Here is a 21,907-nt window from a genome sequence, read left to right as displayed (position 1 = left end):
AGGTCGACGTGGTGTGCGGTGTCGGCTACGACCAGATCGATCCCGAGAACCCGGCATACAAGTACCTCAACATCCCCCGCGTTGTCACCAACCTGGGTGTCTTCGACTTCGGCGGACCGGGAAACACGTTCCGCGCGTTGACCCTTCACCCCGGCGTCACGGCTGAAGAGGTTGCCGAGAACACGTCGTTCGAGGTTGCCGGACTCGCCGAGGCCGGCGTCACCCGCGAGCCCACCGTCGAGGAAATCCACCTCATCCGCGAGACCCTCGATCCGCGCAACCTGCGTGACCGTGAGGTCAGCGCGTGAGCACCCCCCAAATTAAGACTGCGCTGACCGAGCTGGTCGGCGTCGACTACCCGATCGTGCAGACGGGCATGGGCTGGGTTTCCGGTCCCGCCCTCACCTCCGCGACGGCTAACGCCGGCGGTCTCGGCATCCTCGCTTCGGCAACGATGACGTACGACGAGCTCGAGCACGCGATCAAGAAGACGAAGGCATTGACGGACAAGCCGTTCGGCGTCAACATGCGCGCCGACGCCACGGACGCACCGCAGCGTGCCGACCTGCTGATCCGCGAAGGCGTCAAGGTTGCCTCATTTGCCTTGGCTCCCAAGAAGGAACTCATCACCAAGCTCAAGGACCACGGCATTGTCGTCGTACCGTCGATCGGTGCTGCGAAGCATGCGGTCAAGGTTGCATCCTGGGGTGCGGACGCCGTCATCGTCCAGGGCGGCGAAGGTGGCGGTCACACCGGCGGTGTGGCTACGACGCTGCTGCTCCCCTCGGTTCTCGACGCCGTTGACATCCCGGTTATCGCCGGTGGTGGATTCTTCGACGGTCGTGGACTTGCCGCGGCACTCGCGTACGGCGCTGCCGGCGTCGCAATGGGCACTCGATTCCTGCTCACCAGCGATTCCTCGGTACCGGATTCCGTCAAGCAGGAATACCTCAAGCGCGGCCTGACGGATACCACCGTCTCGCGCAAGGTCGATGGCATGCCGCACCGCGTGCTCAACACCGAACTGGTGAACAGCCTCGAAGGCTCCAGCTACGCAACCGGTTTGATCGCCGCTGCCAAGAACGCCATGAAGTTCAAGGCGATGACGGGCATGAAGTGGACGACCCTCGCCAAGGACGGCCTCGCCATGAAGCGGTCCGGTGACCGCACCATCATGCAGATCATCATGGCTGCCAACACCCCCATGTTGCTCAAGGCCGGTCTGGTCGAGGGCAACACAGAAGCAGGCGTCCTCGCTTCGGGTCAGGTAGTCGGCATGATCAACGATCTGCCCAGCTGTAAGGAACTGATCGACAGCATCATGGAGGATGCAGCAAAGCGTATCGACGCTTTGACCGCTCTTCGCTGATCGACTCTTTCCACCACTGAGTGCGTCTCCCCAACTTTCGGGGAGGCGCACTCAGTGCGTTGACGGCTCAGCCGGAGTGCCTCAAGAGGTGACGACTGGTTGGGCCACTTCGGAGAACCCATTGGTCAGCTCGGCAAGGTCTCCGAGCTGATCGGCGCCGAACACCGCTGCGATAGCTGTCATCACGGCCAGTCCGACGGCTGAGCCAACCTGGTAACTGACATTGACTATGCCGGAGGCCAATCCGCCCTCTTCCGGTCGCGCAGCCGAGATCGCGGCCCCCAGTGAGGGAATGAACGCCAGCGTCATACCTGCCGCGGCTACCAGCGAGGCCGGCAGCACATCGACCCAGAAGTTGCCGGTGGCCGGATCAACGACCTCCATCCCAACCCGATTCCGAGTACCAGCAATCCTGCCACGATCATCGTTTCGGTGCCGAGCCGTTGCATGCTTCGGGGCGCGACACCGATCATGCCGAGCATGACGAATATCATCATCGGCAGCAGTGCCGCACCAGCGGGGAAGGCACTGTATCCGAGCACTTGCTGCCGGTACAGGTTCAGGAAGAACCACATCGGGATCCAAGCTGCACCGAGCACCAACTGAGCGATGTTTGCGGCGCCGGCGCCTTGGACTGCGCGGCCCGCAAGTTCGACAGCGATGTTGCCGGCGACACCGAAGATGGTGCGCGCTAATCTCACTGCAAGACAACGGAAGACGAAGGGAATCTGCACACCGATCCAGAAATGAGAATCACTGCAATCCCACACCCTGACGGACGCAACGATCAACACCGACCGTCCTCGACAAACGGCTACGGCACCTATTTCGCCCGTGCATCTCCGAAGAGAACAGCCGTCATCAACTGCTGGACCTTACCCATGCCCTCGGGTTCAGGACCGAACCCGAGAATCCGTCCCACATCCGGGACCACGTTCAGAGCCGCATGAACAACGAATTCGGCTTCCACCATTGACAGTTTGTCTCTGACCTCACACAACAAGCCCGCCCACCGAGCGACGTACAGCTTCTGCCGGTTCCGCAGATCACTACGGTGGGCGGGCGACAAATTGTTCATCTCCGAGAAGTAGACGGACATCAAATCATGCTGCGCGAACGAGAGATTCACATACATCGAGGACAACGCGGTGAGAGCTTCGGCAGCCGACGGCGCAGAAGCCAGCACTACTGCCGTCGCAAGGTCCAGGCGATCGGCTGCCCGGTAGAACACCGCGGCCAGGAGGTCGGCTTTGCCGGGAAAGAATCGATACATTCCAGATGCATTGAACCCTGCTGCTACTGCAATATCCTCGATACTGACGTCGTGATATCCACGAGAGTTGAAGAGCCGCACAGCTTCCTGCATGAGGAGTTCCCGCTTATTGGTTGTCGAAATCTGTGGCGACGACAACCGGTCCGGCAACTCCACTGCCAAACCGAGGATGACACGATCGATCGAGAGACAGGAATCGAGAAGGATCTTCTCGATTCCTCGCTGAGACAAAGCCCGACTGTGCGCTGTAATACTGCCGATCACACTGAACATTGCCGCGACCACAATCTTTCTGTCCTGCAGAGTGATCCCAACTTCAGTAGCCGAAAGATTCCGTCCGACACGGCGGTTGGCTTCCCGCGCCTGATCTCGGATGAGAGCCCGATCCTCGGATCCCAGAAACCTGCTCTCCCACCGATAGATTCCAGCGGTGCGCCGATTCCGAATCGTCGTTCGGATCACGGCCAACAGATCAGCCCGCAACCGATCATGATCGGTTGCAACCGGGCCGACCTCGACCGAATCGAGAGCAACTTTCAGCGACTCGGTCAATCCCAGAGCCGAATATAGAAACAGCGCATACTTGTTCGGAAAGTGCCGATACAGGGCGGAACCCGAGATCCCGACGGACGACGCGATATCGTCCACGCTCACTGCGTGATACCCACGTTCGCTGAACGCGATGGCAGCAGCTGCCGCAATGTGTTCGCGACGATCCTTCGGCCGCTTCCGGACTACCGCCTGCCGAGGTTGAACACTGATACCCACCGGCAACGAGATGGATGACTCGCCCTGGTCCACCGTCTTCCCCGTTCTCCGATGCGGAATCGTCTACGAGAATCAGCCTAAGCATAAACGGGAATCATCGCACATGTTTTCCGCCAGCTCGCATCACGTGTGCAGCATCTTCGCAGATAGACAGCACATCGGAGGATTGCCGGATTCAAATTTGTCATGCATCTTGTTCGTCCGAAATCAGAATGTCCGTTCACATAATGCTTGCCGGACACATATATGTATGAGATGCTTCACTCGCAGTTAGCTCGACCGACAGCTTCCGGACAGCTCGATGCCCATGCTGAACCACGTTGACCTGCAAAGGAATCCATAGATGACGTACGAGCTCCCCGCGCCGAAAGGCCCGGTTAAGGACGTCGCGTTACAGGGTGGCTACCTGATCGGGTTCTCGGTCCAGGCACTATTCGGTTTGTTCACTGCTATTGCACGCAGGCGACTCTCGTTGCACGAGACAATCACTCAGACATTGTTCATCGGCCGTGTCAGCACCGGTCCGTCACTACTCCTCATGATCCCGATCGGCGTCTTCATTGCCGTATCGGTCGGCGAACTCGCCGGTCGGATCGGCGCGGGCGGATACTCCGGCGCAGTTGTCGCATTCATCATCGTCGGCCAGGCAGCCGCCCTGGTTTGTGCCCTGATGATGGCCGGCGTTGCTGGGTCCGCGATCTGCACAGACCTCGGTTCCCGGAAGATCCGCGAAGAAATCGACGCAATGGAAGTGATGGGCATCGACGTGATCGAGCGCCTGGTGGCACCCAGATTGGTTGCTGCAGTAGTTGTTTCCCTGGCGTTATGTTCGATGGTGACATTCGGCGGCGTGATCGCCTGCTACCTCTACCATATTTACGTCCAGCACCTTCCGGCCGGAACATTCATGGCCACGTTCAGTCAGTACGGAAGATTGTCCGACTTCGCCATGGCCCTAGTCAAAGCCTCGATCTTCGCTCTGACATCGACGTTGGTCGCTACGTTCAAGGGCCTGCACGCCAAGGGTGGACCCCGCGGAGTAGCCGACGCGGTCAACGAAGCAGTTGTCATGGCATTTGCGCTGGTCTTCATCGCCAATACAGTGTTGTCCGCGCTCTACACGGTCATTGTTCCGGCTGTGGGTGAATTCTGATGGCCCTCATCGATTTTCGGATTCGTGCACACCGAGCCGCCCGACCGATCCGCAGTATCGGCGACAGCCTCGTTTCACTAGGTCAACATGTCACGTTCTACGTGCGCACCGTCGCTTCAATTCCGTTTGCCCTCACCAAGTACCGCAAGCATGTTCTCGGCCAGATCAGCGAGGTCAGCTTCGGAACCAATTCTCTGCTGTCCGGCGGCGGAACCATCGGAATTGTCTTCGCCATGTCCTTGGCCGCGGCCATGATGCTCGGCGTCGAAACCCATCGCGGACTCGAACTTGTCGGAATGACATCGCTATCGGGAATGCTGTCGGCGGTTGCCAACACCCGCGAGTTGGCGCCCGTCGTCGTCGCAATTGCCCTGGCCGCCAAGGTCGGAACCGGATTCACAGCGCAAATCGGTGCCATGCGCATTTCCGACGAGATCGACGCACTCGATTCAATGGCCATCCGGTCCATTCCCTTTCTTGCCGGCACCCGAGTGATAGCCGCGATGATTTGCGTCATCCCGATCTACATGATCGGACTGTTGGCGAGTTACCTCTCCACCCGGTTGGTGGTGGTCTTCTTCAACGGCGCATCCGCCGGCACCTACGACTACTTCTTCCATCTCGCGATTTCTCCGCAGGATCTCCTGTATTCGGGGCTGAAGGCAATTGTGTTCGCTGCCGTTGTAGCTCTCGTTCACTGCGCCTACGGGTTCTACGCCTCCGGCGGACCGGCGGGAGTCGGACAAGCAGCCGGCCGGGCACTCCGTACCGCAATCCTTGCGATCGGAATTCTGGACGTACTGATGACCTTCGGCCTCTGGGGCCTCGTTCCCGAAATCCCAGGAATGGGGGTCTGACGGCATGGACAAACTCACGACCCGCAACAGACTCGTCTACGCGCTCCGTGGCGCGCTCGCCATCGTTATCGCAATCGCCGCCTCCGTCACGATGGTTCTACGCGGCTCCGGCAGCCTCGAGCAGACCACCGACGTCTTTGTCGCCGTTCCCTCAACTGCTGGGCTGATCAGCGGCGAAGCTCCCGTGAGATATCACGGGGTCAACATCGGCAGGATCGGTGAAATACATTCCGGTACAACTGAATCAGTGGTGCAGTTGCAGATCGATGAAGAAAACGCATCGCAAATCCCCTCCGACGTCATTGCGCGGGTGGTCCCCCGGACGTTCTTCGGAGACATCTACATGCAGTTGGTCGACAGCCCGAACCCTTCCGGGACCGCGATGCTGGCAAGTGGCGACCAGATACTCCTGGACAGTGGCCCCGAAGCTGTTGCACTGTACGACGTGTACACCAAGCTGGTCGGATTACTCACAGCAATGCAACCCGAGAAGCTGCACACTGCCCTCACAGCACTCGGCCAAGCACTGGACGGCAAGGGCGAGAAGATCGCCGCGATGATCGACGATCTCAGCGCGGCATCAGTTGTACTGACGCCGGCCGCGCAACAATTCCTCGATTCGACACCGGAATTCAAGTCCGTAGTTGATGCGCTGAATCGCGCCACGCCCGACATCCTCGACACCCTGGCGTCGGCAACGTCGGTTTCGAATGCCATGGTGGAAAACAAGACCAACCTCGAAACATCGATCGGTGCGTCTACGGTGTTCGCCGCAACGGTCAACAGCTTCGTGGCGGTGAACAACCGAAACATCATCACCGTGATGGATAGTGCCGGAAAGATTCTCGCGACGACGGCAGCCAATCCCGACGGCCTACGTTCCACTCTCGCCAATGCCGGGACCTTCGGCGCCGCCGGTGCCCGCGTCTTCTCGACCGGAAAGTTCAATATCACTGCCGTACCCACGTTCGCGGATCCACTGCCCTATACAGCCGAAGATTGCCCGCAGTACGGAAATGTTCGCGGCGCACAATGTTTCGGGTCCAACCAGGATGCTTCCATGGCATCGGCCAATCTCCCCGTGGTGGGCGGCCGCGACGAAGCATCCGCGCTCGGATACCTCGAGGATCAACTTCTCGGCCGAACACCCGGTCCGTCAACCTCCCCCAACGTGGCCACCACGTTGATGCTCGGGCCCATGGTCAGAGGTAGCGAGGTGACTGTCCCGTGAAAGTCCAACCCTCCCAGGTTGTTCGCCTGGCCGTCTATTGCACTGCCGGGCTCGCCTGCGCCTCGTTCGTCGCGAATACCCTGTCGGTTCCGGTTCGTGGCAGCACCGAAACATATAAGTTCGAGTTCTCCGACGTCGAGGGTCTCAACCCTGGAAATCCTGTGACACTGTCCGGAGTACGAATCGGGCGCGTCGACGCCGTCGAATTTGCCGCCAGCGGAGGGGGAACCAGCAAGGCCATAGTCGACGTCGAGATCGAATCGCAGTACTCCCTGGCAACAGACGTACAGGCCGCCGTTCGCTACGGAGACATGCTCGGTGCCCGCTACCTTGCACTGACCCAGAACCCCGGAACTGGTTCGAGCGTTAAACCCGGCGGAACCATCCCTCTGTCTCAGACCACCCCTCCCATCAACCTGACGGCGTTGATGAACGGATTCAAACCGCTATTCGCTGCACTGGAACCCAACCAAGTCAATAGTCTGACAAGAAGTTTCGTCGAAACGTTCAATGGGCAGGGCGAGGCGCTGACGACACTGCTCGATCAGATCGCTTCCCTGAGTTCCGGACTGACGGAGCGCAAGGACGTGTTCGCTCAACTGCTCACGAATATGAACACGCTGCTGACATCCGTCGACAATCGGCAACCCGAGTTGATCGGTCTCCTTGATGGATTGAGTCAACTCAGCACATCTATTGTCGGCGAAAACGATCAACTTGCGATGCTCCTCGATCAGGGAAACAGCACCGTTGCGTCGCTGGCCCAGATCATCTCCAGCACCAACGACACGTTCGGCACATCAGTCCAGCAGCTCGAAAGTGTCACGGCCAGTTGGATAGCCAGTACTGACGAGTTCAACCGACTGGTGACCAATCTCCCCAAGTTTGCCGATGCTGCCAATCGCATCGGCAGTTACGGAAGCTTCGTCAGCCTGTACCTGTGCAATTTCACCGTGAAAGCAGGAGACGTGGAAGCTAATATCTTCGGGACGACACATTCGCCGGTGTGCTCATGATGTTCCTGGTAAAGGGCGACCGTCGGCGCAGCGGGAACAGTACAGCGTTGACGCTGGGCAGCCTCGGCATCTTCCTACTTGTCGTGGGACTCGCTGCTGCACTGGGTCTTCCGAAGTTCTGGTACCACGTCCGCACATCCGCCTACACTGCAGAATTTGCCAACGCCAGTGGGCTGTCGGATACCGATCCCGTCTACGTAGCCGGTGTACCGGCTGGGCGTGTCGATTCGATAGCGCTTGCCGGTGACCACGTGGTCGTCAGCTTCCGTCTGGACAAGGACCAGCCGCTGGGCAATCAGACCACCGCGTCGGTCCGACTCAAAACAGTTCTGGGCAAGCGATACCTCGATATTGTTCCGGCCGGCACCATCGACGCCTCGGACGGAAACGTCATCCCCCGCTCACGAACCACAGCCCCCTACAGCCTCGATGACGTCAGCAGCGATGCAACCGACGCTGCATCGAACGTCGACCTGAAGTCGATGGAATCGATGATGACCACTCTTGCGCAGGTGATCCCGACCGATCCCGACCAGGTCGGGAGAGCCCTCGCCGGGATTAGCGGCGCATCCGCAGCCTTCGCACACAACGGTGAGCAGATCGACCAGATCCTCACTATGTCCCGCAACCTGTCGGACATGGCTGTGCAACAGAGTGATTCGATCGTCAACACCGCAGCCAATGCACAAACAATCATCCGCACGCTCTCCGTCCGCAAGGAAGCACTGACACAACTCGTGGACAACCTCACGGTGATCATCTCCAAACTCTCGACCACGTTTGCCGATCAGCAAGAAGAATTCGGCGCAATGACGGACAACCTCGTCCAAGTCACCGCAACACTGAAGAACAACGCAGACCAGATCGACTTACTGATGACGCGTCTGCCTTCCGCACTGCGCTCGGTTACCAATGCCACCGGCACCGGCAACTGGACTGACGTCAATGCGCCGGCAGCGGTCATCCCCGACAACTTGCTCTGCGCGCTGGGCATCATGGAGGGCTGCAAGTGAATACCCGAAAGGCTGTCACTGCGTTCCTCGTCGTGACTCTCGCGATTGCTCTCCCCGGCTGGTACATCTTCGGACGTACCGATCAGTCCAAGACCGTCTATGCCGACTTCAGCTACGTCGGCGGTATCTTCGAGGGCAGCAAGGTGACCGTCTTGGGCGTCGGGGTGGGAACGGTTACTTCGCTGGAACCTCGTGGAACGTCGGTTCGAGTTGCCATGTCCATGCCGAAATCCGTCGAACTACCGTCGAATGCTTCTGCCTACGTTCTCAATCCGTCGGTGATCAGCGACCGTCATGTCGAACTCGGCCCGGCCTATACCGGCGGCGCCACGCTGGAAGACGGCGCGATCATTCCGATCGAGCGCGCTCATGCCCCCATCGACTTCGACGGACTGATGGGCAGCGTCAGCACTTTGGCAAGTGTATTCGGTTCCGACGGCGGCAATCTCGGAGAACTGGTCGCAAGCAGTGCGACCGGCTGGAAAGGCCAAGGCGATCAGTTCAACACCGCGATCCGCAATCTCAGTACCGCCACCGGAGTTGTCGGCGCCCGGTCCGAGGACATCGGGGCACTCGTCGACAACCTGAACTCGTTGATGGAAGCGTTGGATTCACGGCAAGTCAGTCTCGATGAACTGGTGAGCGATCTCGGGGAGTTGGGCGACCAGTGGTCAAGCCAGAACATGGACATCTCCGAGCCGCTTCAGGATCTGCAGGTCGTGTTCGATCAGCTGAATACCTTCATGACCAACCATGGCGACGACGTCGGCACCATCGCGGACAATGTTCGGATCCTGGGTGACACCCTTGCCACCCGACAACCCGGCCTCGCCGAGTTCATGGACCTCGTTCCGTTGATGATGCAGAATCTCTCGAACACCATCGGCCCCGACGGGCGTGGACGAATTCGTCTCAACGTCTCGACGGCCCTCACCCAGTTCGCCGTGGCCAAGCCACTGTGTGAGACATACAAGTTGCCGATCTGCACGGGCGCCGGGTTCACAAATCCGATTTCCTTCCCGCTCAGTGCATCCGACCCCTTGGGCATCGCTTCGACACTTGGTGGCAACTGATGAAACCGTCGGCGAGAATGGTGGCCGGTGTAGTTGCTGTCAGTATCGGTGTCGTCGCGGTCATGGCATTCGGCGGCTGTAGCGCCGGCATTCAGGACCTTCCGCTGGGACGGTCCGCCGACGGCGATGCCTACACCGTGGACGTACAACTCGCAGGTGCCGACGGTCTGGTTTTGGGAGCCGACGTCCGGAGCGGGCAGAAGGTAATCGGACGGGTATCGGAGCTGTCCACCGACGTCTCCGGAGCCCGGGTCACGCTGAGTTTGGATACCGCGACGCAGTTGCCGGACAACGTCCAAGCCGCAGTCGAACTCCCCTCAGCACTAGGCAACCCGTTCATTCGACTTCGAGTACCGGAGGTGCCTTCGGGCGCAAGGTTGAGCGACGGTGAGACGATCCCCGAGTCGCGCACCGAGATAGGGCCACAGGTCGAGAGCGCGCTTGCCACACTCGGCACCGTGATCACCGGCAGTGGTATCGACCAACTCGATACCGTTGTGCGCGAACTGAACATCGCATTTTCCGGCAAGTCAGCGGAAGTGCGCTCGCTCACCGACACTCTCACCTCGTTGACGGCTACCGCGAGTACCCATCAGGACGAGTTCAACGACGCTGTCGACCTCGCTGCGCGGGTCTCGTCTCAGATGGCCGGGCAACGCGAGGTCATCGAGGGCTACTTGGATTCCGTGCCTGAGGTCGTCTCCATACTCGTGGGACAGAAAGACCAGATTTCGAGTCTGCTGAACTCGACCGCACAGCTTGCCACCAATGCCAACCGTATTCTCGACTCGTCACCGCAAGGACTCGACAGTACGTTGCAGGATGCGGCTACCGTTGTGGGAACACTGGATTCGTTCAACTCCGAAATCGGTACGACACTGGCCAACATGAACGGGATGCTCGAAAATTTCACGCGGGCAGTTCGCGGAGACTATCTGGTTTTCGATGGCGCGCTGGATGTTCCGGGAAGCATCGACAAGCTCCTGACCGGTGGCATCACGGGGCACAATGCAAGCACGGGTCCGGTCGGAACTCTCACTGATCTGCTGCAGGGAGGCATTCGATGAAACGACTCGCTCTCGTCCAACTCGTCTTGTTCGCTATCACCGCAATCGTGGTGATCCCTTTCGGCATCGTCTACGTCGTGGGCCCGCAGGGTCTCGGCGATCATATTCGTCTGCACGCCAGTATGTCCGACGCTTTCGGGTTGACCAAGGGAACCGGCGTCACGTATCGCGGCGTCCAGGTGGGCAAGGTCAGCGACGTCGCGCTCGATCCCAGTACCCGCTCAGCTCGTATCGAGCTTTCGCTGGGCGGCGACACCGAGATACCCAGCGACAGCATCGCCAAGGTAACGATGGGAAGTGCCGCCGGAATCCAGAACGTCGATATCTATCCTCAGGCCGATCGGGGACCGTATCTCGAAGACGGCGACGAGATAGCCATGCCGGCGGATCAGCAACCAGTCCAGATGAGTCAGTTGATGCTTCAGGCGTCGGATGTACTCGAGGGCATAGACCCACAGGCGATCAGTGATATCGGAACCGAATTGGACAAGTCGTTCAACGGACTCGGCCCCAGCCTGCGCACCATGATCGATAACGGTGGAACACTCTCCGCCCAGTTGAACGATCAGTCCACCGAATTGGCGGCGTTGCTCTCGCGCACCTCCACCCTGGTGGATTCCATGGCTGGGCAATCGGATTCGTTTGTTCGTGGAATGTCAGCTGCCAAGAATTTCACGCAGCAACTCGATTCCAACGCTCCGGTGCTGATCTACCTCACCGATCACTCACCAGCCGCTCTCACTAGCGCCCAGCAACTCTTCGACAAGTACCACAACACCTTTGGTGCGGTCTTGGCCAACCTCGTCGCCGTTGCACCGATCATCGCCGATCGAACCAACGCTCTCGAAACCGGACTTGTGACAATTCCAGAAGGCCTCGCCAAACTGGCATCCATAGTCAACGGAGACCGCGCAGACTTCGCGTTGGTCGCCACGCAAGGACCCGTCTGCAATTACGACACCCCGAGGCATGAGGTCGGTGATCTCAGCCCCGCCAGCCCGAGTCTCGCACTGTACTGTCCCCCGGGCAACGATCTGGTCCAACGCGGAGCGCAGAATGCACCGCGGCCCGACAATCTGGGATTGCAGAACTCAACTATCCCCGGCACCCCGATCGGACCGCCGATCGTGCCTGATCCGATTCTGATTCCGACCGGCGTCGATGCCCTGAACTACTGGAGAATGATGTTGGAAGGACTGGGAAATGGCCCCCGTTGATACTGCACAGATCGAGATTGTCGACATCGAGACCGCCGAGAAACCGCGCCGACGGTCCTTCCTCACTGCAGTCCTGGCAATCGTGCTCGTCGGAGCCTTAGCGGCCCTGGCATTTCAGATGCTCTCGGCTCGCACCGAAAACTCACTGCGAACCGAAGCAATGGACACCGCACGTGAATACTCGATCATCATGTCCTCCTTCGACTATCAGAATCTGGACGCCAACAAGGACAAGATCGCGTCCATGTCGACGGAGTCGTTTGCCGGCACCTACAAGACGATGGTGGACTCACTTCACGACGTCGTTGCCGGCGGCCAGGGTCAGGCGACCGCAACAGCAACAAACGTCGGTGTCGAAAGCGTCGACTCGGATTCTGCAACAGTTCTCGTGTTCGTCGACCAAGAAGCCAAGAACGTTGCTACGCCGCAAGGAAACTCACAGAAGTATCGAATGGTCCTCAGTCTCGTCCGTTCGAATGACCAGTGGCTTGTGGACAACGTCGTGACCAGATAACCCACCGGCTCAGGAGGACCGATGCCCGCGAAGTACCTGGATTCGACACAGACCGAATCATCTCTATCGACCGATCAGACGCGCATAACCATTACAACGCAGCGCAGGCGCTGCTCCCAGCGCCGTGCAGTACAACGCGTCAAATCCCGAACTCCAGATGTGTTTCGCCGCTTGCCTGTTCATCTTCGTTTCGTTTGTCAACCACTTCATTCCCAGATTCATCTGCCAACGACGAGTTCGGAGATTTTTTATCACGCACGCCAAACACGTCCCTCACGCTTGGACGGCACGTTCCGGCAATCCGGCCACTACAACGGCAAGGTTGTAGCCGGCCATGCGCAGTTCACCGTTGTCACCGGTGCGCGCATACTCGGCATGCCCGAAGGCCCTTTCGTGCTTCACTCCGTCGGGTGTAATCCCCTCTGCTGTCGACAACCGTTGGAACTCAGTTCGCGTCGGATCACCACCGAAGCGTCCGAACCCGGCGATACTGTCCCCTTCCGCCTTCATGACGTAGACGTGACGATCCTCGACCCCTAAGTCCGCCTCGACCTTGGCCCGCACTCCCGGGGATCCGTAGAACACAACATCGTCTACTGATGCACTCGCACCCCGTTGCAGTGCAAGTGAAGTTGCGAGTGAACCGTAAGAATGTCCGAGCGCCGTGATGTGCACATCCGACTGGCTCGATGCCGCTCTCAAACCATGGAAGAAGCTCCCCAACGCGTCGGCGGCAATCCCGGCTTTCGAAGAACGACTGACGTCGAAGCTCGCACGGCCGATATCGAATTTCCCCGGTCCGATAATCTGAGGTGCGTCGTATCCGATCCAGGCAATGGCCGCTACGCTCTCGTCACGTCCGATGTGCTCGAGTTGTCGGCGCGCTTCGTCACGCAATCGTGTTGCCTCACTCACCATTCCGCGCAGGGAATCCTTCACGTTCGTGTTGAGCCCGGGGATCGTGACGGCGATATGGTCGGCAGTGTCCGGATCACCGATTGCTACTGCGGCAAAACCGCGTTCACCCGAGCGCATGTCCATGAGGACGAGTTTTCTCTCGGGTTGTTCGTGGAGCAGTTCGTCGATAGCGTCCAGATCCTCGAGCTTACGTTGGGCGTACCACATGCCGGCTCCGGTATTACTCAATCTGCCGCCGAAGAACTCCCGGTGAAGTTCTTGCGAGATGCGAACCGAATCATCTTGCAGTCGAGCACGTTCGGCCTGAGTCCGTCGCAGATTCACTGCACTCCGGACGGACGACGGAATGCCGTCGAGATTGGCGATCAAATCCGGTGCGCGAAGCACCATCTCGTGTCGCCGCGCAGCAGTGAAGCCGCGCCATTCTTCGTTGATACGGACAGCCTTGTCCCGCAGGTCCGTCCCGACTCGAGACGTCACAGACGTCGCATGGTGCAGATCTGCCGATACCAGCAGGGCCTCACCGATCAGCTCACGTGCGGCGGCGGACAGCATCGCGGCGTGAACGTGAAGTGGATGCCCCTCCGTGATCGGCGCTACGGCTGACACGGAACCGTCGTCACGAATCTGCAGTTCGTCCGCAGCGGCTTCTTTACAGAGAGAATCCAGTCGTCTCCGGAGGTCCCGAACGCGATACGCAACCAGCACACCTTCCAAACCTCCGGCAAGCTGTTCCAGCGCTTCGACGTCCCACCCGGCAATATCGGTGAGGTCCACTCGGATCAGGACGTCCGTGCCGCGATCCGCGCCACTACTTCCGGCCGACGCAGCGGCGGAACAGTCTGCGGGGGTTGCTTACGTGGCGGGAGTTCACTGAGCAGGCGTGTCGTAGTCGCGGTGACCTCACGGACAGCCTGCTCAAAAGCGTCACGGTTGGCGTCGGAGACTTTGGCAATTCCACTCACCTTACGTATGTATTGGCGAGATGCTGCCTCGATCTCCTCCGGTGTGGCCGGCGGTTCGAGTCCACGGAGTTCGGTGATGTTTCGGCACATAGTTCGACGATAACCGTGCCCCGGCGCTCCGTCACGGCCCGATACACCAATGTATCCAAATGGCCACGCAGAATCGGGCACCGCGGTAGTTTCAGTAAAATTCTCCCCAAGTAACTGGAAGAAGCCATTACCCATGGACTCAGCTCTCACGTCGGTCGGCCTGCCGGTCGCACTCGCCATCATCATGTTCGGCCTCGGACTCTCACTGACCGTCGGTGATTTTGCCCGCGTTGCGAAGGCGCCCAAAGCTGTCTCCATCGCTCTCGTCTGCCAACTGATATTGCTGCCCGCCGCCGCCTTCGGTCTGGTCACCCTCTTCGATCTCGATCCGCTCTTGGCAGTCGGCATGATGCTCCTCGCCGCGTCACCGGGCGGAACAACAGCCAATCTCTTCAGTCACCTCTTCCGCGGCGACGTCGCACTCAATGTGACGCTCACCGCGGTCAATTCAGTGATCGCCGTCGTCACCTTGCCCCTGATCACCAACTTCGCGCTCGGCTACTTCGAACCTGAGGACGCCGACGGCACCCTCGGCCTCCAGTTCACAAAGGTCCTGCAAGTTTTTGCCGTCGTCCTGATTCCGGTAGCCATCGGCATGTGGGTTCGCTTGCGCTCGAGCGCCTTTGCCGAGCGTATGGACAAGCCGGTTCGCATCGGATCTGCTGCGGTGCTGGCACTGGTCATTGCCGGAACCGTCATCTCGGAGCGCGCGAACATCGCTGACTACCTTCTCGACATCGGCATCGTCGCAGCCTTGTTCTGCGTACTGAGCCTCTCCATCGGATATGTCGTACCCAAGGTCTTCGGTCTCGAGGATCGTCAAGCTATCGCCAGTTCCATGGAAATCGGTATCCACAACAGCACTTTGGCAATCACCATCGCAGTCAGCCTGATGGACAACGTTCAACTGGCGGTTCCGGCCGCGGTCTACGGCGTCGTAATGTTCCCTCTTGCAGCGGGATTCGGCGCTTTGATCACCAGCAAGTCACGGAAGTTCACAGAGGCTCGGCCTCCCACCGCATCGGCGGTCGACTAACTCCCGAGGGCTCCGGCCAACGTGCGCAAGCAGATCGCGCGCAACTCCTCCTGCGGAATCGACGGATGATCCAGCCAGTCCAGGCAGACAGCTCGCACGAAGGCGATCCATCCACGAACAGCAACGGCAGCAAGTACTCGACGCTCACCTTCGAATCCCCACGCGTCGAGAATGCGCGCCTGCTGTTCCGCCAATTCGTGTTCGACGATCGCCGCAAAGAAATCCCGTTTGGTCGGGAAGTAGTGGTACATGAGTCCCCGGGAGACCCCGGCGATCTCGGCGACTTCTTCGATCCAGACGTCCTCGTACGATCGGTCGGCAAAAAGTTGCGTACCGATATCGAGCAGCTGCGTGCGACGCTGCTCGCGATCCAGGCGTCTTCGTGGAGTAGCCATTGCGAGATCAGATGACTACTTGACACCGATTCAGTAAGGCGTACTTTGCGTACCAGACACCAATTCAGTAAGCGAACTCTTCTCGGGGGACTATCGATGAGCGTCGACGCAACGCCGATTACCGGCGAGGCCACCATTCCGCACCCAGCGCGGCGCCTCCCCATCGTCGGCGACGTCCTCGGCATCAACATCCGGACACCACTGCAGAACTCCGTGAGTATCGGCCGCGAACTGGGCCCGATCTTCGAAAGATCTGTGCTCGGCAATCGATTCGTGTTCGTCTCAGGGGCAGACATGGTCGCGGAACTCTCCGACGAGTCCCGATTTGTAAAACACCTGGCCCCCGGCGTGAAAGCCCTGCGCGGCATCGGCGGCGACGGCCTCTTCACCGCCTACAATCACGAGCCCAACTGGGGTAAAGCCCACAACCTCCTGGCCCCGGCATTCAGCCAGGCCGCGATGCGCTCGTATCACCGCACGATGCTCGATGTCGCGAGCGAACTCGTCGGATACTGGGACAAACACAGCAGCAACAAACACGGCAGCAACTCCCCCGTCGACGTTTCCGCCGACATGACCAAATTGACGCTCGAAACTATCGGACGAACCGGGTTCAGTTACTCCTTCGACTCGTTCGATCGTGAAGAACAGCATCCGTTTGTCAAAGCGATGATCGGTGCGCTCTCACATTCGCAGCAAACCACCTTCATCAAATCGACTGCGGTAGGTCGCCTTCTCGCGCGCCGAGCCGACCGACGCGACGACGTTCGCAAGGCCTACATGGCCGAAGTGGTGGACGAGGTGATTCGCGCGCGGCGCGACAATCCCGGCGGCGCGCACGAAGACCTCCTGGAACTCATGTTGCGCGCGGCTCGGGAGAACGACCCGAACCGAATCGACGAACTGAACATTCGGCACCAGGTAGTCACCTTCCTGGTTGCCGGACATGAAACAACCTCCGGCGCTTTGTCATTCGCCCTGTACTACCTCGCAAACAATCCGGATATTCTCGCCAAAGCTCAGGCCGAGGTCGATCAGATTTGGGGCGATGAAGAACCGCCGTTCGAGAAGATCGCCAAATTACGGTACGTACGACGCGTCCTCGACGAGTCCTTGCGTCTGTGGCCGACAGCGCCCGCCTACGGCCGCGCAGCACGGAAAGACACCACCCTGGTCGGCAAGTATCCGATGAAAAAGGGCGATTGGATGCTGGTACTCATACCGTCATTGCATCGAGATCCATTGTGGGGCAACGATCCTGAAGCCTTCGACCCGGATCGATTTCTGCCGGCCAACATCAAGGCCAGACCGGCGCACATGTACAAGCCTTTCGGAACCGGCGAACGTGCGTGCATCGGTAGACAATTCGCGATTCACGAAGCAGTTCTTGTTCTCGGCACGATTCTGCAGAAGTACACCATCGAACCGGATCCCGGATATCAACTGAAGGTGGCCGAGCGACTGACACTGATGCCCGAGGGGTTCCAGTTGACGGTACGACGCCGCTGACCTCGAAGAACTCCAGAAAAATTGACCTACCCGATGAGTCCGAAAAGATGAACCTGGGTCTAATATCAGCGAGGACCTTCGGTCCGAGGCCTGCCCCCCGTGCTCACTCTGGAGAACAAATGAAGAGAAAATACTTCGCCGCCACCATCGCCCTAGCGGCAGTATTGACTACCGGCGCATGCTCGGCCTCGGTCAGTGTCGGAACCAAGCAGGTTGCTGCAGACAAGGTTGCAGCCCAGATGTCCAGCCAGCTCGCAGCGACAGTCGGAAAAGCACCGGATGATGTGACCTGCCCCGAAGGTCTCGACGCCGAGGTCGATGCAACCGTCACCTGCACACTGACGGATCAAGGCACCAAATACGACGTCACCGGAACCGTGACCAGCGTCGACGGCGACAACGTGAAGTTCGACGTTCAGGTAGCGGATACTCCGCAGAGCTAACCCACTGTGCGCCTTTATTACCCGCCCGCGGGTAATAAAGGCGCACAGCAATTAGGTCAGAGACGCTCGATAATCGTCACGTTTGCGGTTCCGCCACCCTCACAGATGGTGAGCAGTCCGTAGCGTCCGCCGGTGCGCTCGAGTTCGTTGAGGAGCGTTGCCATCAGCTTGGTGCCGGTAGCACCGAGCGGGTGGCCGAGTGCGATTGCGCCGCCGTTGACGTTGACCTTGGCCGGGTCTGCGCCGATTTCCTTGATCCAGGCGAGGACGACGGGGGCGAAGGCCTCGTTGATCTCGACCAGGTCGATGTCTTCGATGGTCAGGCCGGCCTTCTCCAATGCGTACTGCGTTGCCGGAATCGGCGCGCTGAGCATGAAGATGGGGTCGTCGCCGCGAGCGCTGAGGTGATGGATGCGCGCGCGGGGCTTGAGGCCGTGCTTCTTGACTGCTTCTTCCGACGCCAGCAGCAGTGCGCTGGCACCGTCCGAGATCTGGCTTGCGACAGCAGCGGTCATGCGGCCGTCTTCGACGAGGACCTTGAGCGTCGCCATCTTCTCGAGGCTGGTGTCACGGGGGCCTTCGTCGACGGTCGCGTCGCCCATGGTGACGATTTCGTTGTCGAAGCGTCCTGCTGCGATAGCGGCCTTGGCGCGCTCATGACTCTGCAGAGCCCACTTCTCGAGGTCGTCGCGGCTGACGTCCCACTTCTCGGCGATCATTTCGGCGCCCTTGAACTGCGAGACTTCCTGGTTGCCGTAACGCTCGGTCCAACCCACGGAACCTGAAGTCGGGGTTTCGAATCCGTACTGCTGGCCCACAATCATGGCTGCCGAGATCGGGATCTGGCTCATGTTCTGGACGCCGCCGGCAACGATCAGATCTGCGGTGCCGGACAGGATGGCCTGCGCGCCGAAGTGGACGGCCTGCTGGCTGGAACCACACTGACGGTCAACCGTCACGCCGGGGACGTGCTGCGGGTATCCCGCTGCGAGCCAAGCCATGCGGGCGATGTTGCCGGCCTGACCGCCGATGGCGTCGACGCAACCGAAGATGACGTCGTCGACATCTGCGGGATCAATGCCGGTGCGCTCGACAATGGCCTTGACTACGTGAGCGCCCAAATCGATGGGGTGCACAGCCGACAGTGCGCCGCCGCGCTTGCCGATGGGGGTGCGGATTGCATCGACGATGTATACCTCGGACATTATCTTCACTCCTAGTTTTGTTGTGCAGCAATAGTTTTAGATAACGCGGCTGGATCAGAGAGTCCGTCGAGCACAATCGCCAGGTACTGAGCTGCCACGGTGTGCGCGGTCAACGAGCCACCCGGGCGGTACCAGCGCACGGCAACCCAGACGGTGTCGCGCATGAAACGGAAAACCAGCTCCACGTCGATATCGGAGCGAAAGCTACCGTCGGCAACACCCGCCTCGAGCACACCCACCCACAGGTCCCGAAACTCGGTATTACGTTCCACCAGATACGAGAATCGCTCGTTCGCGACCAGATGCTTGACTTCGTCCTGGTAGATGGCGACGGCCGAGTGAGCAGCGTCGATCGCCTCGTACGAAGTGACGATCAACGCTTCGATCGTTGCGCGGCTGTCAAGACCGGCGGCGACGATTTTGCGGTACTTGCCGAACAACTCGTCCAGAAACTGGTGCAGGATCTCGTCGACCATCGACTCCTTGGAATCGAAATGGTGGTAGAGGCTGCCGGACAGTATCCCGGCTGCGTCGGCGATATCTCGTACCGTCGTCGCACGTACTCCGCGTTCGGCGAACAGGCCGGCTGCGATCGCGAGAAGTTCGTCGCGGCGGCCGGATTTTCCTGCTGTCTCGTCGGGATTGCGGGGTGGCGTCATGAATTTCATCCTATCCAGGGCTTCACTGTGCGCCTTTTCGGTAGTCGCAACTATCAAAAAGGCGCACAGCAGGAACTACGCCCGCTGCGAAGAAACAGAAACGATCTCGCCGGTCATGTACGTCGTGTAATCGCTCGCAAGCATCGCGATCACCGAAGCGATTTCCCAGACCTCGGCTGCGCGGCCGTACGCTTCGCCGGAAGCCAGCTGATCGAGCAGTTCTTCGCTGGTGACCTTGGCCAGGAAGGCATGGCGCGCAATGGAAGGCGAGACCGCGTTGATGCGGACGCCGTACTCGGCGGCCTCGATTGCGCTGCAACGAGTCAGTGCCATGACGCCGGCCTTGGCGGCCGCGTAGTGAGCCTGCGAATGCTGCGCACGCCAGCCGAGCACCGACGCGTTGTTGACCAGAACGCCGCCGTGTTCGACGCCCTTGAAGTAACGCAGAGCAGCGCGCGTCGCACGGAACGTGCTGTTGAGCGTGATGTCGAGGACGCGGTCCCACTGATCATCGGTCATGTCGACGACGGGGGTTTCGCCGCCCAGGCCGGCGTTGTTGACGACGATATCGATGCGGCCCATCTTCTCGACTGCGCCTTCGAACAGTGCGTCGACCTGTGCGGTGCTGGAAACATCGCAGATGATCGATTCGACCTGCTGGCCGGGGAATTCAGCCTTCAGCTTCTCGACCGTCTCGCCGAGACGACGCTCGTGGAAGTCGGAGACCAGGACGTCGCCGCCTTCGAGGAGGACGCGCCGCGCGGTGGAGAAGCCGATGCCGGTGCCGGCTGCGGCGGTGATGATTGCCTTCTTGCCCTTGAGCAATCCGTGGCCCGGGGTTTCTTCCGGAACGACGGACAGGGGCGAAACTACTGTGGAGTCAGACATTTAACGAGCCTCTCGGGGAAGACCGAGCACACGCTCGGAAATGATGTTGCGTTGAATTTCGTTGGAGCCGCCGTAGATCGTGTCGGCGCGTGTGAAGAGGAAGAGTCGCTGCCACTCGTCCAGCTCGAGATGCTCGGGATCGGTGATGTCCGACTGGTTTCCCTCCGAATCGGCCCACGGAGCAACCAATGACGACGCACCTTGCACGTCCATCGAAAGCTGGCCGAGGTCGCGATGCCAGTTGGCCCACAACAGTTTTGCGACCGATGCTTCGCCGCCGCCGGTTCCGGCGTCGACCGCGTCGAGAGTACGCATCGCGTGGGCACGCATGACACGCAGTCCGACCCAGGCGCGGGCGATCTTCTCGCGAATGTGCGGATCCTGGTCGCTGCCATTGGCTTTCGCCAGATCAACGACGCCCTGGAGTTCGCGGGCGAACCCGATCTGCTGACCGAGGGTGGACACACCGCGCTCGAAGGTGAGCAGGCCCATGGCGATCTTCCAGCCTTCGCCCGGTTCGCCGACAACCAGTTCGGCTTCGGTGACGGCGTCGTCGAAGAAGACCTCGTTGAATTCGGAGGTGCCGGTGAGCTGCTGGATCGGACGTACGGTCACACCCGGCTGGTCCAAGGGAACGAGCAGGAAGCTCAGGCCCTGGTGACGCTTGGAGCCCACCTCGGTGCGGCAGACGACGAAGCACCACTGGGCAACGTGAGCCAGCGACGTCCATACCTTCTGGCCGTTGATGATCCACTTGCCGTCTTCGAGACGAGCCGTCGTCGAAACGTTGGCGAGGTCGGAGCCGGCTCCGGGTTCGGAGTAGCCCTGCGACCACAGTTCACTGACGGTGTTGATGCCCGGCAGGAAGCGACGCTTCTGTTCGTCGGTTCCGTAGGCGATCAGCGTCGGCCCGAGCAGTTCTTCGCCGATGTGACTGACTCGCGCCGGGGCACCCGACTTGGCGTACTCCTGATGGAATACGACCTGCTGGGCGATGGTGGCTCCGCGGCCACCGAACTCCTTCGGCCATCCCAGGCACGTCCACCCGGCGGCAGCAAGGTGCTTGTCCCATTCGAGTCGCTGCTCGAAGAACTCATGCTCGCTACCGGGGCCACCCTTGCCCTTGAGCTGGGCAAATTTGCCCGTCAGGTTCTCGGCCAGCCACTGCGAAACTTCCGCTGCAAACTCGTCGTCCGTCATCTGCCCGTCCGGGCTCTCGCTCTGGTCCACATATGTAAGATAACCTAC

The 21,907-nt window shown here is 59.9% G+C and carries 21 protein-coding genes and 2 pseudogenes; 14 read left to right on the top strand and 9 right to left on the bottom strand.

The annotated features are described in order from the left end of the window. Both QM600_RS15075 and QM600_RS15070 read left to right on the top strand, forming a co-directional pair. A pseudogene (locus QM600_RS15075) lies at positions 1–308 on the top strand (CoA-transferase); the annotation flags it as partial. Then, positions 305–1,369, top strand: coding sequence for an NAD(P)H-dependent flavin oxidoreductase (locus tag QM600_RS15070; protein ID WP_283262287.1), 1,065 nt, complete (start codon positions 305–307; stop codon positions 1,367–1,369). The pseudogene QM600_RS15075 and the gene QM600_RS15070, both read left to right, overlap by 4 nt. Before the next feature lie 105 nt (positions 1,370–1,474). Here QM600_RS15070 and QM600_RS15065 read toward each other — a convergent pair. Continuing rightward, positions 1,475–1,995 (bottom strand): annotated as a pseudogene (locus tag QM600_RS15065) (MFS transporter); the annotation flags it as partial. Between the two features lie 197 nt (positions 1,996–2,192). Next, positions 2,193–3,443 carry a TetR/AcrR family transcriptional regulator gene (locus tag QM600_RS15060; RefSeq protein ID WP_283262286.1) on the bottom strand — a complete coding sequence of 417 codons (1,251 nt, stop codon included), beginning with the start codon at positions 3,441–3,443 and terminating at the stop codon, positions 2,193–2,195. A gap of 310 nt (positions 3,444–3,753) precedes the next feature. Between QM600_RS15060 and QM600_RS15055 the strand changes: the two genes are divergently transcribed. The 9 genes from QM600_RS15055 to QM600_RS15015 are packed head-to-tail and all read left to right on the top strand — an operon-like array spanning position 3,754 to position 12,551. Next, on the top strand, positions 3,754–4,563 hold the full coding sequence (locus QM600_RS15055) for an MlaE family ABC transporter permease (protein WP_283262285.1): 810 nt from the start codon (positions 3,754–3,756) through the stop codon (positions 4,561–4,563). Then, positions 4,563–5,420, top strand: a complete 858-nt coding sequence (locus QM600_RS15050; protein WP_283262284.1) for an MlaE family ABC transporter permease — start codon at positions 4,563–4,565, stop codon at positions 5,418–5,420. The genes QM600_RS15055 and QM600_RS15050 overlap by 1 nt, the downstream gene beginning before the upstream one ends. Before the next feature lie 4 nt (positions 5,421–5,424). Then, positions 5,425–6,651, top strand: a complete 1,227-nt coding sequence (locus QM600_RS15045) for an MCE family protein (protein ID WP_283262283.1) — start codon at positions 5,425–5,427, stop codon at positions 6,649–6,651. Next, entirely contained in the window at positions 6,648–7,667 is a 1,020-nt protein-coding gene (locus tag QM600_RS15040) for an MCE family protein (RefSeq protein WP_283262282.1), read from the top strand. Before QM600_RS15045 ends, QM600_RS15040 begins: the two co-directional genes overlap by 4 nt. Further along, positions 7,664–8,680, top strand: coding sequence for an MCE family protein (locus QM600_RS15035; protein WP_283262281.1), 1,017 nt, complete (start codon positions 7,664–7,666; stop codon positions 8,678–8,680). Before QM600_RS15040 ends, QM600_RS15035 begins: the two co-directional genes overlap by 4 nt. Then, a complete protein-coding gene (locus QM600_RS15030) occupies positions 8,677–9,753 on the top strand; it encodes an MCE family protein (protein ID WP_283262280.1) in 1,077 nt (358 codons plus the stop codon). Before QM600_RS15035 ends, QM600_RS15030 begins: the two co-directional genes overlap by 4 nt. Next, positions 9,753–10,820 (top strand): MCE family protein, encoded by a 1,068-nt coding sequence (locus QM600_RS15025; RefSeq protein ID WP_283262279.1) that lies wholly within the window; start codon positions 9,753–9,755, stop codon positions 10,818–10,820. Before QM600_RS15030 ends, QM600_RS15025 begins: the two co-directional genes overlap by 1 nt. Beyond that, positions 10,817–12,037: an MlaD family protein gene (locus QM600_RS15020; protein WP_283262278.1), complete on the top strand. Its 1,221-nt coding sequence runs from the start codon at positions 10,817–10,819 to the stop codon at positions 12,035–12,037. The genes QM600_RS15025 and QM600_RS15020 overlap by 4 nt, the downstream gene beginning before the upstream one ends. Continuing rightward, positions 12,024–12,551: an Rv1363c family protein gene (locus QM600_RS15015; protein WP_283262277.1), complete on the top strand. Its 528-nt coding sequence runs from the start codon at positions 12,024–12,026 to the stop codon at positions 12,549–12,551. Before QM600_RS15020 ends, QM600_RS15015 begins: the two co-directional genes overlap by 14 nt. A gap of 273 nt (positions 12,552–12,824) precedes the next feature. Here the strand turns inward: QM600_RS15015 and QM600_RS15010 are convergent, their stop codons facing one another. After that, positions 12,825–14,246: an alpha/beta hydrolase gene (locus QM600_RS15010; RefSeq protein WP_283262276.1), complete on the bottom strand. Its 1,422-nt coding sequence runs from the start codon at positions 14,244–14,246 to the stop codon at positions 12,825–12,827. Positions 14,247–14,251: 5 nt separating this feature from the next. Beyond that, the gene (locus QM600_RS15005) at positions 14,252–14,524 is read right to left on the bottom strand and encodes a DUF2277 domain-containing protein (RefSeq protein ID WP_283262275.1); all 273 of its coding nucleotides are present in this window, start codon (positions 14,522–14,524) and stop codon (positions 14,252–14,254) included. A 133-nt stretch (positions 14,525–14,657) separates the two neighbouring features. On the opposite strand from QM600_RS15005, the gene QM600_RS15000 reads away from it, so the two are divergent. Next, positions 14,658–15,560: a bile acid:sodium symporter family protein gene (locus QM600_RS15000; RefSeq protein WP_283262274.1), complete on the top strand. Its 903-nt coding sequence runs from the start codon at positions 14,658–14,660 to the stop codon at positions 15,558–15,560. Here QM600_RS15000 and QM600_RS14995 read toward each other — a convergent pair. Further along, on the bottom strand, positions 15,557–15,955 hold the full coding sequence (locus QM600_RS14995; protein ID WP_283262273.1) for a TetR/AcrR family transcriptional regulator: 399 nt from the start codon (positions 15,953–15,955) through the stop codon (positions 15,557–15,559). The genes QM600_RS15000 and QM600_RS14995 overlap by 4 nt on opposite strands. Before the next feature lie 96 nt (positions 15,956–16,051). Between QM600_RS14995 and QM600_RS14990 the strand changes: the two genes are divergently transcribed. After that, complete coding sequence (locus QM600_RS14990) at positions 16,052–17,464, top strand: cytochrome P450 (protein WP_283262272.1); 1,413 nt, start codon at positions 16,052–16,054, stop codon at positions 17,462–17,464. A 119-nt stretch (positions 17,465–17,583) separates the two neighbouring features. Further along, on the top strand, positions 17,584–17,907 hold the full coding sequence (locus QM600_RS14985) for a DUF4333 domain-containing protein (RefSeq protein ID WP_283262271.1): 324 nt from the start codon (positions 17,584–17,586) through the stop codon (positions 17,905–17,907). A 56-nt stretch (positions 17,908–17,963) separates the two neighbouring features. Here the strand turns inward: QM600_RS14985 and QM600_RS14980 are convergent, their stop codons facing one another. The 4 genes from QM600_RS14980 to QM600_RS14965 form a co-directional block, all read right to left on the bottom strand. Then, positions 17,964–19,112, bottom strand: a complete 1,149-nt coding sequence (locus tag QM600_RS14980; RefSeq protein WP_283262269.1) for an acetyl-CoA C-acetyltransferase — start codon at positions 19,110–19,112, stop codon at positions 17,964–17,966. A gap of 11 nt (positions 19,113–19,123) precedes the next feature. Then, positions 19,124–19,771: a TetR/AcrR family transcriptional regulator gene (locus QM600_RS14975; protein WP_283262268.1), complete on the bottom strand. Its 648-nt coding sequence runs from the start codon at positions 19,769–19,771 to the stop codon at positions 19,124–19,126. A gap of 75 nt (positions 19,772–19,846) precedes the next feature. Then, the gene (locus QM600_RS14970; protein ID WP_283262267.1) at positions 19,847–20,659 is read right to left on the bottom strand and encodes an SDR family oxidoreductase; all 813 of its coding nucleotides are present in this window, start codon (positions 20,657–20,659) and stop codon (positions 19,847–19,849) included. Beyond that, on the bottom strand, positions 20,660–21,889 hold the full coding sequence (locus QM600_RS14965; protein WP_283262266.1) for an acyl-CoA dehydrogenase family protein: 1,230 nt from the start codon (positions 21,887–21,889) through the stop codon (positions 20,660–20,662). Positions 21,890–21,907: the final 18 nt, after the last annotated feature.

Source organism: Rhodococcus sp. IEGM 1379 (assembly GCF_030056815.1).
Lineage (GTDB): Bacteria > Actinomycetota > Actinomycetes > Mycobacteriales > Mycobacteriaceae > Rhodococcus_F.
This window is presented reverse-complemented; position numbering and strand designations above follow the sequence as displayed.

What these genes read in the sequence shown, in the direction of transcription:
- QM600_RS15055 (WP_283262285.1), top strand. Translation starts at nt 3,754, where the DNA reads ATGACGTACGAGCTCCCCGCGCCGAAAGGCCCGGTTAAGGACGTCGCG.
- QM600_RS15050 (WP_283262284.1), top strand. Translation starts at nt 4,563, where the DNA reads ATGGCCCTCATCGATTTTCGGATTCGTGCACACCGAGCCGCCCGACCG.
- QM600_RS15045 (WP_283262283.1), top strand. Translation starts at nt 5,425, where the DNA reads ATGGACAAACTCACGACCCGCAACAGACTCGTCTACGCGCTCCGTGGC.
- QM600_RS15035 (WP_283262281.1), top strand. Translation starts at nt 7,664, where the DNA reads ATGATGTTCCTGGTAAAGGGCGACCGTCGGCGCAGCGGGAACAGTACA.
- QM600_RS15025 (WP_283262279.1), top strand. Translation starts at nt 9,753, where the DNA reads ATGAAACCGTCGGCGAGAATGGTGGCCGGTGTAGTTGCTGTCAGTATC.
- QM600_RS15020 (WP_283262278.1), top strand. Translation starts at nt 10,817, where the DNA reads ATGAAACGACTCGCTCTCGTCCAACTCGTCTTGTTCGCTATCACCGCA.
- QM600_RS15015 (WP_283262277.1), top strand. Translation starts at nt 12,024, where the DNA reads ATGGCCCCCGTTGATACTGCACAGATCGAGATTGTCGACATCGAGACC.
- QM600_RS15005 (WP_283262275.1), bottom strand. Translation starts at nt 14,524, where the DNA reads ATGTGCCGAAACATCACCGAACTCCGTGGACTCGAACCGCCGGCCACA.
- QM600_RS15000 (WP_283262274.1), top strand. Translation starts at nt 14,658, where the DNA reads ATGGACTCAGCTCTCACGTCGGTCGGCCTGCCGGTCGCACTCGCCATC.
- QM600_RS14995 (WP_283262273.1), bottom strand. Translation starts at nt 15,955, where the DNA reads ATGGCTACTCCACGAAGACGCCTGGATCGCGAGCAGCGTCGCACGCAG.
- QM600_RS14990 (WP_283262272.1), top strand. Translation starts at nt 16,052, where the DNA reads ATGAGCGTCGACGCAACGCCGATTACCGGCGAGGCCACCATTCCGCAC.
- QM600_RS14985 (WP_283262271.1), top strand. Translation starts at nt 17,584, where the DNA reads ATGAAGAGAAAATACTTCGCCGCCACCATCGCCCTAGCGGCAGTATTG.
- QM600_RS14980 (WP_283262269.1), bottom strand. Translation starts at nt 19,112, where the DNA reads ATGTCCGAGGTATACATCGTCGATGCAATCCGCACCCCCATCGGCAAG.
- QM600_RS14975 (WP_283262268.1), bottom strand. Translation starts at nt 19,771, where the DNA reads ATGACGCCACCCCGCAATCCCGACGAGACAGCAGGAAAATCCGGCCGC.
- QM600_RS14970 (WP_283262267.1), bottom strand. Translation starts at nt 20,659, where the DNA reads ATGTCTGACTCCACAGTAGTTTCGCCCCTGTCCGTCGTTCCGGAAGAA.